Source organism: Dehalobacter sp. TeCB1, from assembly GCF_001707455.1.
GTDB lineage: Bacteria > Bacillota > Desulfitobacteriia > Desulfitobacteriales > Syntrophobotulaceae > Dehalobacter > Dehalobacter restrictus.
In genome coordinates this window covers 1-12258 of record NZ_MCHF01000031.1, presented here as the reverse complement: position 1 = coordinate 12258, position 12258 = coordinate 1, and the positions used below count along the sequence as shown (strand labels likewise).

The following is a 12258-nucleotide window of genomic DNA, read 5'->3' as shown; positions in this document are numbered from 1 at the left end:
AGTTGACAAAGTACTTAGCATTGTTACCCAAAAATCTTAAAGGTAAAAATAGGAGGCATATTCAAAATGGCTGTTATGAGATCGATTCTTTATGTACCGGGAAATAACCCGAAGATGGTTGAGAAAGCGCCAAGCTTTCCTGCTGATATCATCACGCTGGATCTGGAAGATTCCGTACCGCCGGCAGAAAAGGAAAATGCACGCAAAATTATTGCCGAGAATCTGAAATACGCCGGTTCCAATGGTTCCCAGGTTTATGTCAGAATTAACAACTGGGAAACAGAATTAACCAACGATGACCTTGAGGCTGTCGTTTGGGAAGGTCTTCATGGCGTAACGCTTGCCAAGACTGGACATCCAGATGATGTCAAGCGTCTGGACTGGAAGCTCGAAGAGCTGGAGCGCCGACGTGGTCTGGAAGTGGGTTCCGTCAAAATTTCTATGCTACTGGAAACAGCAAAAGGAATCATGAATGCATATGAGTGCTGTATGGCCAGCAAACGTAACGTGAATGCTATTTTTGGCGCTGTAGATTATTGCCGCGACATGCGGATTAAACTAACCTCTGAAGCGAATGAGCAGCTGTGGGGACGCGCCAAAGTCGGTGTTGCCTGCCGTGCAGCCGGTATCGTAGCAATTGACGCACCGTTTGTTGCTTACCAGGATATTCCCGCTTTCGAGAAGAACGTTGCCGATGGCAAACAGATGGGCTATGAAGGTCGTATGATTATTCATCCGGGCCAGGTCGAACCGTCCAACCGTCTGTATGCTCCGGACCCGGCCGATGTAGAATGGGCTAACGGCGTTGTCAAAGTGTTTGAAGAAGAGGGTATTGCCAAAGGAAAAGCAGCCGTATCCTACAACGGAAAAATGGTGGATACTCCCGTATACCTGAATGCCAAAGATATTCTGGCTGCTCAGGCTGAGATTGAAGCGAAAGAAGCTTGAGCTAAGGTTGCTCTAAAGTTTTATATGACTCGCGTGACACAATGTCTGGCTGCCCCTGTAGGGGCGGCCAGACATTGTGAGCTATTTAATCCGCTTCAAATCAATATAACGTATTGATCCCAACATCCGAGGACAATTTCACCGATTCTGATACTTACTTTCAAAAACAAAATGGTTGATTTTTTGTTTTCATTCATGAGATAATTTAACGAAACGCCTTTATAATTTGTTTACATAAGTAATGTGTCAAATAACGACAATGTATTACTTAAAAAAGCATACTGAATAAAAAAGACTTAAGCCAAAAATAAAACGAAAAAAACCACAAAGTGAGAGGAAGATGTGAATGTCCCGGATTAAAAACCTGCGTGAAGAGGCTTTGGCGTTTCACGCTGTAAGGCCTGGTAAACTTGAAGTAAAAGTAACGGTTCCTGCCAATGACAGGGACGATTTGACGCTGGCCTATTCCCCCGGAGTGGCTGATCCTGTGAAAGAAATTGCAAAAGATTTAGCGAATCTCGATGTTTACACCAACCATGCCAACTATGTCTGTATCGTTTCCGATGGAACAGCCATTCTCGGGCTTGGCAACCTCGGTCCAGCAGCGGCTATGCCTGTCATGGAAGGAAAAGCCCTTCTGTTTAAAGCCTTTGCCGACGTTGACGCCTTCCCGATTTGTGTAAATACAAATGATATTGATAAAATTGTTGAGCTTGTCGAGTTAATGGCCCCGACTTTTGGCGGTGTTAACCTTGAGGACATCAAAGCTCCCGAATGTTTTGAAATTGAAGGAAAGTTAAAAGCCCGTAATATTTTCAAAGGACCGATCTTCCATGATGATCAGCATGGAACGGCTGTTGTTACCTTGGCGGGTCTTTTTAATGCGCTGAAAGTCGTCGGCAAGCGTATAGATAAAATCAAAGTCGTAACGAACGGCGCCGGAGCCGCCGGGATTGCAATCATCAAGCTGATGATGAGTATGGGACTGAAAAACGTCATTATGTGCGATACCAAAGGTGCGATCTATAAAGGACGCCCTGAAGGTATGAATAAATATAAGGACGAAATCGCTGAAAAGACAAATTATGAAATGTGCACAGGCAGCCTCAGAGACGCGATCAAGGGTGCGGACGTCTTTATCGGCGTATCAGCTCCAGATTCTATTGACGAAGAGATGATTAAATCCATGGCCAAAGATCCGATCGTCTTTGCTCAGGCCAATCCGATTCCAGAAATCTGGCCGATTGAAAGAGCCATCAATGCCGGCGCTGCTGTCATCTCGACCGGACGTTCCGACGTTATCAATCAGATCAACAACGTTCTGGCTTTCCCGGGCATGTTTCGCGGTGCGATTGATGTCCGCGCAACCGATATCAACGATGCAATGAAAATTGCTGCCGCTCAAGCAATTGCCAACTGCGTTAAACCGGAAGAATTGTGTGCCGACTACATCATCCCAAGTGCTTTTAATCCTGAAGTTGCCGCTGCTGTCGCTGCTGCAACAGCCAAAGCTGCAATGGAATCCGGTATTGCCAGGAATCCGATTGATCCTGCCTTAGTGGCAGAAAATCTGAAGAAGAGACTGGCGAACCAGTATAAATAAGATTGCGGTTTGACGCTTACACCGCATGATATGTTGTCAAGCCTCTCGGCGTTAATCTTCGATATCAAATAATTTCTGGATTTGAAGAGGCTCTATCATAACTTGAGCGGTGCAGCCATGCACAGATCACAGCTCTCCCGTTCCCGCAGCTAAAAAACTCTGCAACAACAGATAAAATTCTATATGGATGTTATATCGGGGAATTTGCATAGTCCTTCTTGTATGCTTCTGATTCCTTACAATTTATTCATAGGCAGAGAGATCTATTATGTTTCTGTCCATATCCTTTAGCCGTAAGGCTTGATGCTGATACCGAATACATAATTGGAAAATTTATTATATGTATGCGCATACTCTTAGTTTTTATTTGTTAATATCAAACAAGTTATATATAAAATCAAGAATTGTTCTTCATTTATCTCTCTTAAATCAGTTTCCAAAATATCTTCGATTCTGTTAATTCTATACATCAATGTATTTCTGTGAATGTATAGATTTTTAGCAGTTTGTGAAATGTTGCATCCACTTAAAAGATAGCTTCGTAAGGTTGTTAAGAGCATGTCGCCATTTTTTTTATCATAGGCAGAAATTTTGAGGATTTGCTGATTGCATAAACTTTTTAACCCAGTAGATTCATTCAGTGAACTAATGATGTGTTTACTATAACATTCTTCAAAAAAACAATATCTTTTATGGGAAAAAGGCGCTCCTTCTTTTAATGCGGCTTTACTTTGTTTATAAGCATATTTTATACTCATAAAGTCGTAAAATTCCATGCTTATACCAGCGTTTACGTTCATTTCTGATAATAGTTTTTCAAATTCCTTAAAATCAGCTTCTCCTTCGCCTTCATAAACTAATTTATTTTCTTTTGTTTTTACGATTACAACAATTCCGTTTTCATATCTAAATAAAATACAGTTTTTAAAAATTACTTTCAGACGAAACATAATAAAGTAAAGTTCCTGATGAGACTTGGAAAGATCTTGTCCGCTTACATAAAAAAGCTTGAATGTATCATTCATTTTCCAACCTTGCTTCTTTAAGTAATACTCCACGATGCCCTCTTCAACAGAATACCCACTTAGTATTCGATCAATAAAATAAGGGATATCTCTATCGGGGATAGTAGTTTCTACGATATTTTCAAAATATATCCCCATCATCTTCGCAAAATAGGTAACAATTGAGCACTCTCCTTTTGTAAAATCACAATTTATGTCAGTTGCCCCTAAAAATCCATTCAGATGGTTTTGACTAAAAACAGGACCTAACAACCAGCAATTGTCTTGAAATTCTTTAGGAGGGCGAATAAGAAAACTGGAATCAGATCCTTCCAGTTTTTCATAAAACATGTTTCTATAAGTATCGGGAAAAATATCTACAGGAGCATATCCCTTCGTAAAGGCGGTTTTCCATATACTTCCTTCAATTGTTTTAGAATTCAAGACTCCACCTTGACCAATAAATTTAAATGAAATATCGAAAAGCGCAATCGGATTGGATAAAGGCTCTGCCCCTTTATCAAGGATGATCTGGAGAGATTTGCGCTGTAAAATATATTCCATCATAGTTTCTCCCCAACAATTATACTTGTCAAAAATGTCCTGGATTTGTTGAAAAACGAGCTCTGAATTAATATTTCCGTCTATGATAATTGCCTGATAACCGTAAGCCAGTATGGTACTTTTATCAATCTTACCTAATACAACAATGTTAAGTTTTTTTGGATTAACATCTAGAGACGGGATTTCTTCAGGAAACAACAGATATAAATAATCCGTGGTGATGTTCTTTTGATCCAGAGGTAAACGTCGAACTCCGCATAAATTTAACGGGAATTCATCATCTGCGATTATTTGAGGATGATACCGTTTTAATTCATCATAAAGAATAAAAATATTGATTTTCATAATCTTATCCTACCGTTCAACATTCTGGTAAATTTTATCTGCCTTTTCAAGCCCAATTATTTCCAGCTCGCTTAACTGGCTTTCATATAAATCCTCCCTAACTAAATAAAAATAACAAGAAGCAGTATTATTCATTGATTTCTTTTGGCTCCTAGTGACTTTCAATTAGCCTTATTACTCAAAATGTTAATTCTTGTTTTAACTCCTTTATTGTGCTAAAGTATATGCATTCTAACAAAGAATGCATCATAATGGAAATAATCGTTTTATCGTTGGTTATGCAAAAATTTTATAAAAGACAAGTATAAAACTGTTAAGCGCTCTCCGCATAATATCCAATTATTACTCAGTACTGGTAAACCGTGGTATGTACTGGACGTTCATGCAGACGGCATGAGCCCGACACGCCGATTTTACTCCACAAATTCTGAAAGGAGGCTAGTACATGATAATTGCAAGAAAAATTATAGCGTTGTATTATGGTAAATTTGGCATTTAAGCATACATCAGTATAATGAGAACGAATAAAAATTGTGAGGTGATATTTTGAAGATTAGCTATATGCATGAATTTATCGCACTGGCTGAAAATCTGAACTATTCACACACCGCAGAGGAATTATTCATATCACAACCAGCACTAAGCAGGCACATAACTGCGATTGAAACAGATATAGGGATTCAGCTACTTAAACGAACAAAACATAGCGTTGAGCTTACTCCAATGGGTATGATTGTAGTTAGTGAATTTAAAAAAATTATTGAACAATATGAAAATTTACTTACTAAGGCTACGCTATTATCTTCCGGTTTTACAGGTAAACTCAAGGTAGGGATGTTATACTACGCCAGTGATGAATATATAACTCCAATAATGAGATTTTTCAAAGAAAAATATCCTAATATTGAACTTTTAATATCATCCTATCAGCCAATGCAACTTATACAAGATTTATTAAATGATAAAATAGACGTTGGTCTTACTCTTCATGAGTACTTTCCACATGCTGACCGCCTAATTTTTCATGATATCCGCAGCGAAAAATTAGCTGTGATAGTTTCTGACAAACATCCCTTTTTCTCAAAGGAATCTGTTGACGTAGCTGATCTTGATGAACAACTATTTATTTTCTTAGGTGACCAAGAGTGGCACAGATTTTGTGTTGAAAGATTATTAACAAACCACGGCATAGGCTTAAAGCATTTCACATTTACTGATCAGATCGACACCGTTTCATTTACTATTAAAGAGACAAATGGAATATTTGTGGTACCTCACCATTTAAAAAGTATGTCCATCAGTAATACAGCATTCCTTGAAATAAACGATAGTGAATTCTTTATCGATATGGCACTTGCCTATAAGGTAACTAACAATAATGCTGCAATACCATTATTCATTAATAATGTAAATAAAATTTTCTAACTATTAAATCAACTTTCACAAGTGGGAAAGTAACGGTATTAATTTATAAAAGTCTAAGAAACAAAGGCCTATGATTGACAATCAGATAACGAGATGTCAAACATAGGGATTTTTTTTTGAATTTCAAAATTTTTTTTTAACATTTTATTACAGGTTATTCAATATTCAATATATGCATAACCGGAAATAAAGAATAGTATTTCCATTATTAATACGCATCACCTACAATAAAACTAAATCCGGATTTATAAATCGATTTCACTTTTTCATAAGAAAAAATACTAAGCTATGCCGTAAAAAGGAGGATCAATAATATGATAAAAGAAGACAGTGCAAATATGATAGAAAAGAGTTTTGATCACCACCCACTAATTCCTTATGATCCATCTGTCATGATCTACATCTCTGCAGGTGATGTCGTTCTGCCATATGAATACACCAACTGGATGGATGAGGTCGAGTCATGGAAAGATGGAGCTTATATCTCACACTCTCTTAATCCACAGCCTACATGGCGTATCAAAGGCCCTGATGCGATCAAATACCTCTCTAGTGTGCTTGTTAACAACTTTGAAAAATTCCCCGTAGGCACGGCCAAACATGCCATCATGTGCAACGAAAAAGGTTTGAACATGGGTGATGGTGTGATGCTACGACTCGATGAAGATGAATTTCTCTTTTATGAAATGGGAGCACTATATATCGCCCACGTTTTCGAACAGGGCAACTGGAATGCGGTGGGTGAAGACCTGACCGGTACAAAGTTTATGTATCAAATTGCCGGCCCTCGCTCACTTGAGATCATCGAGGCGGCAGCCGGTAAAGACCTCCACGATATTCGCTTCTTGCACCACCGTAAAAGCAGTATAGCTGGGGTTGAAGTAAACGTCATACGAGTGGGTATGGCCGGTTCGCTAGCCTACGAGTTACATGGCGATGCTCAGTATGGCCGTGTTGTTTACAATCGTGTACTGGAAGCGGGGAAACCACTAGGGCTGAAGCGTATTGGTTTTCGCTCATATCTCATGAATCACACTGAGGACGGATTTCCACAGTTTGTTATACATTTTACTCACCCCTGGATAGTAGAGGATGAAAACTTCGTTGCCAAGCTCAAGAAGCGTGGCGACGTAATTAGGTGTAACACTGCCTGTAGAGGGAGCATGGGGCCTGATATCCGGCTTCGCTTCTGTAACCCTGTCGAGCTTGGATGGGCCAACCGTATCAGCTTTAATCATGACTTTGTCGGCCGTGCGGCACTCGAAAAAGAAGTCGCAAATCCCCGCCGCAAGATGGTCACGTTGGTTTGGAATGCAGAGGACATTCTTGATATCTATGCCTCCAAATTTAAGCCCGGCGAACCGTATGCCAACATTAACACTCCAATTCATAATCTCTATGACGGCAATGGGATGACCTTATTTGCCGATCAGGTACTTAAGAATGGAAAACTGATCGGAATAAGCTCAGGGCGGTTATACAGCTACCATTTCCGACAGATGCTATCTCTCTGCACGATCGATGTGGAACACAGTGACATTGGCAACGAAGTAATCGTTCTATGGGGAGATCCTGGTACTAAACAGAAGGAAATACGAGCAACGGTATCTCGCTTCCCTTATTTTAATGAGAATCGTAATGAAAACATCGACGTAAACACAATCCCGAGATTGGCGAAGTACAAATAGATAAACCTACAATTAGCTGATCTTGGGGCGATAAGATTGCACCACCATCATACCGCCAGAAATCTTCAGGTGGTATGACGGTGGCTAACTTATTATTTTGGCGAATCCAATCATAGTACTCCTTGCCGTTCCGTAAGAGCGTAATTATCGCAGGAATCAGTAGTATCTGTGTTAATGAAATTTTCTGAGCTCTTATTGTACAATAGTGCTGAAATTTCTTGGTTATTATTCTCCATTTATTTACGATGAAATGGAGAGTCTCTATCATTATAATCTACATAAGCAAGTATTTAAAACGATGCTGTGATTGCAAAGTTAATTTGCTAAAAAAATTAAAATTAAAGGGAGGAATACAAAATGTACGAAAACTACAAAAATCAGCATCCCATCGATACCACCGCACTTGATGCAGAGCACGATGTCAGTTATAGCAGTGGACCGTTTGCACTATCTACACCCGGAGGCGGCCTTTATAAGATGGGAGTATTTCCATATCTCATGCCTGTCTGGCATACGGATTGGAGGGATGAAGCATTATCCTGGCACTTGACGTGTTCATTGCACGCAGGTTTGAATCCTTCAGTGGTAACGATCCTTCGAGGCCCGGAAGCGAAAAAGTTCATGAGCGAAAACTTTGTCAATAATGTGGAGGATTTCCCCATCGGTATTATAAAGCATGGAATTTTGTGCCTCGAGAACGGGCTTATCGCGACACATGGCGTTATTATGCGTACCGGCGAGGAAGAATATGAGTTATGGTGGCACGCTCCGTACCTCAACTATCTATTCGGCCTTAAGGATTACAATGCAGAACTGATAGATATGACAATGAAAGTCTTTATTTTACAGCTTCAGGGCCCAAACTGCCTGTCAATTCTTGAGGAAGCTACCGGCGAAGATTTGAAGGACATTGACTATCGCCATTACCGCAATAGTACGATTAATGGTCATAAAGTACGTATTCTCCGTTTTGGCATGGCGGGTACACTTTCCTATGAGGTTCATGGGGAGGCCCAATACTCTAAAGAAATCCAAAAGAAATTAATCGAGATCGGCAACCCTTATGGTATTCGACAACTTGGATTCTCCAACTATTTATTGAATCATAGCGAAGGCGGAAACTTCCAAGCCAATCTCAGCTTCATGTCTGCTTTGTTCCTGGATGAAGGGTTCCAGAAGTGGTCTAAGCAGGGCTCAGACGAAGGAGAAGGAGAAGGAGAAGGAGAAGGAGAACTCAACTATTCTTCATTCGGCTTTGACTTTAAAGGCAGCGCCGGCGGCGATCCCATGAAAGTGGTGTTCAATCCAATCGAATGTGGACTTGGCAAGTGTATTAACTGGAACCATGATTTCCGCGGGAAAGCAGCTTTACTGGAATACAAAAAAAATCAGAAGCGTGACATTGTGACGCTTGAATGGAACGCCGAGGATATCATCGATGTTTATGCTTCAAACTTCCGACCGGGTGAAGAGAACTACAGCCCGATGGATTTCCCTGGACCTGAATCAATGCTCAACGGCTCTGCCAATTGGGTATTATCGACAGACTACGTTTACAATAAAGACGGAAAAGAAATCGGGCTTTCAACAAGCCGTACGCAGAGTCATTACTATCGGACAGTAATTTCAATGGCACTGCTTGATCTGGAGTATCGGGATTTTGGCACAGAGGTTTATGTACTCTGGGGCGAGGTTGGATCACGGCAGAAGAAAATACGCGCTAAAGTTTCATACTACCCGTACAACCGGGACAATAAGGACCGCACGGGGGATCAGGTCGATGTAAGAAGCCTTTCATCACGTTAAACAGAAGCTAAAGTTCTTCGGAGATCCAGAAATACGTCAGATGGGAGAGAGCAACGGATGCAAAATATCCATATAACAATGTCGGGTGTAGTAAGGATGTTGATTTAAATAATATTCCAAGATCCTAAAAGCAAAGCAAACTTTCTGTAACCTATACATTTGAATAGATATTAATATCAGTCTTTGTATAACTAATGCTCTCGAAGTCCGATGTCAAATTCAGGGGAGCTGGAAACGGTCAAAGGTAGGATTGAAATTTTTGAGTCTAAGAGCAAACTAATTATCCAGCTCCTCTATGCATCAATAATTATCACTCTAAATAGGAAGAAATACTATGGCATCTATATTCATCTAACTTGCCATAAATTGTCTAAAAGCCCGTTGTTCATGCGGGCTTGCTCTTTTAAGCAGGAATTTTTCCTGCTTTTTTTAGCGGCGTTTTATGGTCATGATATAATTGGCGATTATACATAAGTCAAAACAATTGAATACATATTCAATTGTTTTGACTTATAAAAGTTAAGCATTACGAAATTTCACCGGGAAAGTTTTGATACCATATGATACAGAATATATACAACCGAAAGGAATGTAAAAATGGAGAGCACGCCAACTGAAAGAACGCCGGCTGTCGTCGCCGGGGAAATCGCTGCCATCAAAGCACAAACAAGAAAGATATTGCTTGTCAGCGCGGTTGAAGTCGGACGGCGCTTGATGGAAGCCAAGGAAATGATCCCTTATGGGGAATTTTGCAAATGGCTGGAGGAAGCCGTTGATTACTCAGAGCGTGTAGCATATAAACTGATGCGCATCGCCGAAGAGTATGGACCGGGGCTGTCCGTACTATCCGAAGCCGATGTGAGTAATGTGCCTTTTGCCAGACTTGGTTACAGCCAGGCATTCGCCCTTTTGGGGATCCCCGCGGAGGAACGGGCGGAGTTTATCGCGCAGCTAGATATTGAGCATATGTCGGTGAGCGCACTGCAGCAGGTGATCAAGGACAGGAACGAGGCTCTTGAAGAGAAAACAGCGCTGGCCAAAAAACTGAAGATCCATCAAGACAAAGTTTCCGGCTTAGCTGAGGAGCGCGATCAGGCGAAAAAAGAGGCGGAGGCTAAAGAACAGGCATTATGGAGTGAGCAGAGCAGGGTAACGCAGCTGCAGCGGGAGCTGACAGTGCTTCAGAACGACAGTGTGGCCGCCCGGCGTATGAAAGAGATCGAACGGGAGCGCGATATAGCCAAGATCAACCATGCCATGGCACAGGCCGACGCCCGCTACGATCTAATCGTCAAAGGATTCGACGACCTGTTCAGCACGATCAGGGAGATGGCTGGAGCAGATCCTAATGCTTACAAGCTGTTTGTTAATCAAACAAGTGAGTTTATCGCAAAGACGGCGCGTAAGTTAAAACGTATCAAAAAAAATGCACAAACGGCACCGACAGAACAGGCGGTTCCCGAGGCTCCTGCTCCCGAAACACCATGATTTTAAGGAAGAACCTCCCAGCCGGCTAAGTCGGCGGAGGTTCTTCCAACGGGGCTTCCCCCAGGTTGCTGCGGTTATCGCTTACGCTTCCGGAGGATCGTAAAGATCATCCGTTTCCGTATTGATAACTTTAATATCCCGTTTAGCGGCCAAAGCGCCGCTCGCAGTGATGAATACGTCCTTCGTGATGAGTATATCCATCACGGCTTCAGCCTCAGCCTTCGTCAAGCCTGTTTTCGGATTGGTCAGGGTGATTGCGAATGTCTTGCCCCCGCTGGTTAAGAACGTTAAGCGCACGACTTTATTTGTGGTAACCGCCATTGCGTCTCACCTCCTTGTCTATCCGCTTTGGCTGCCGGTTATTCATCCGCCAGCTCCGAATTGCTGCTCAAGACCACTTCCAATACCTGATCCTGCACTAGGCTGAATAAGGCTGTTGCCACGTCATAGGCATCTTGGATCGTGGCATCGGCTCTTACGCCGCTGAAACTTTTCTTTCTGGTCACCGGGTCACCGGCAGGCGTTACCCCGGACTCGCATGTTACGACCAGCGTAGAAGTTAATGGTGTAGCAGTAACCGCCATCTCCATCATCTCCTTTCCGGTTTATATGACAGGCCGGCTTGTCCAGCTTATCGGTTTATTTTATGCCGGTGTTTGTCCGATGGTGACAGCCGGATTATGTCATAAGCGGTTTACCGGAAACAGCAGGAGCAGGGCATATCTTATTGGCCACTTTACCTTAGGCGGTATATTTACGGTTCTTTTCTTATGCTAAAGTGTATGCAATTACAACAAATGCGCATATCTCAGGTTATTTGTCAATAGTAAGATGCCCTTTCCGTTTCGACAAACTTAGAAACAATATGAAACTATTTGACCAAGGAATTCAAAGCAATACAGAGAATATCTTTAACGTTAGCGTAAAGCCTTTTTCTGAATGACGTATGGCAATGCGTTGTCATGGCTGGCGACCAGATCGCCTGGAACAGAAAAAAGGCCCAAGTCAGGACAGGAAGATTGAAAGGAGGTATGTCAGGCGGTCAGGAAGTGCTTAAGCGGCCGGGAGTCATCGATAGCAGCAAACGAGCAATTTCTTGCAGGAGTGGTATTTGGCTGAATACTGCTGGTCGTAAGAGCCTGAGTGTCGGGCAGTCAATCTTCAGAATTGGTTTGGTTAGGAAAAATTCAAAATTAAAAAAGTCTGCCTGAGGTTAATCCGGTCGGAAATGGCAGACTCAACAAAAGGAGCCCTAAAACGGCGAGGCCACTGAAAAAGTGGTACCTGAACCTCAAAAGCAAAAGAGCTGGAATTACGAAGAAAGAAGTAATTCCAGCTCTTTTTTGATACAATTAAATAGAGAAAAAACTTCAGCGCAGGTAATCAT

9 protein-coding genes are annotated in these 12258 nt (G+C 41.6%); 6 read left to right on the top strand and 3 right to left on the bottom strand.

The window, feature by feature from the left end:
* The first annotated feature begins 66 nt into the window (after nt 1-66).
* The gene (locus A7D23_RS08830; RefSeq protein WP_019226676.1) at nt 67-948 is read left to right on the top strand and encodes a CoA ester lyase; all 882 of its coding nucleotides are present in this window, start codon (nt 67-69) and stop codon (nt 946-948) included.
* Between the two features lie 346 nt (nt 949-1294).
* Complete coding sequence (locus tag A7D23_RS08825; RefSeq protein WP_019226675.1) at nt 1295-2551, top strand: malic enzyme-like NAD(P)-binding protein; 1257 nt, start codon at nt 1295-1297, stop codon at nt 2549-2551.
* 356 nt (nt 2552-2907) lie between these two features.
* Here the strand turns inward: A7D23_RS08825 and A7D23_RS08820 are convergent, their stop codons facing one another.
* The gene (locus A7D23_RS08820; RefSeq protein ID WP_019226674.1) at nt 2908-4464 is read right to left on the bottom strand and encodes a helix-turn-helix domain-containing protein; all 1557 of its coding nucleotides are present in this window, start codon (nt 4462-4464) and stop codon (nt 2908-2910) included.
* 546 nt (nt 4465-5010) lie between these two features.
* Between A7D23_RS08820 and A7D23_RS08815 the strand changes: the two genes are divergently transcribed.
* The 4 genes from A7D23_RS08815 (at nt 5011) to A7D23_RS08800 (ending at nt 10871) form a co-directional block, all read left to right on the top strand.
* Nucleotides 5011-5889 carry a LysR family transcriptional regulator gene (locus tag A7D23_RS08815; protein ID WP_019226672.1) on the top strand — a complete coding sequence of 293 codons (879 nt, stop codon included), beginning with the start codon at nt 5011-5013 and terminating at the stop codon, nt 5887-5889.
* A gap of 314 nt (nt 5890-6203) precedes the next feature.
* Nucleotides 6204-7577, top strand: a complete 1374-nt coding sequence (locus A7D23_RS08810; protein WP_019226671.1) for an aminomethyltransferase family protein — start codon at nt 6204-6206, stop codon at nt 7575-7577.
* Nucleotides 7578-7934: 357 nt separating this feature from the next.
* The gene (locus A7D23_RS08805) at nt 7935-9383 is read left to right on the top strand and encodes an aminomethyltransferase family protein (RefSeq protein ID WP_025205448.1); all 1449 of its coding nucleotides are present in this window, start codon (nt 7935-7937) and stop codon (nt 9381-9383) included.
* A gap of 597 nt (nt 9384-9980) precedes the next feature.
* Nucleotides 9981-10871, top strand: a complete 891-nt coding sequence (locus A7D23_RS08800) for a DUF3102 domain-containing protein (RefSeq protein ID WP_068883569.1) — start codon at nt 9981-9983, stop codon at nt 10869-10871.
* Between the two features lie 81 nt (nt 10872-10952).
* On the opposite strand, the gene A7D23_RS08795 is transcribed toward A7D23_RS08800, so the two are convergent.
* Both A7D23_RS08795 and A7D23_RS08790 read right to left on the bottom strand, forming a co-directional pair.
* Complete coding sequence (locus tag A7D23_RS08795; RefSeq protein ID WP_025205449.1) at nt 10953-11192, bottom strand: DUF2922 domain-containing protein; 240 nt, start codon at nt 11190-11192, stop codon at nt 10953-10955.
* A 38-nt stretch (nt 11193-11230) separates the two neighbouring features.
* The gene (locus tag A7D23_RS08790) at nt 11231-11455 is read right to left on the bottom strand and encodes a DUF1659 domain-containing protein (RefSeq protein ID WP_025205451.1); all 225 of its coding nucleotides are present in this window, start codon (nt 11453-11455) and stop codon (nt 11231-11233) included.
* Nucleotides 11456-12258: the final 803 nt, after the last annotated feature.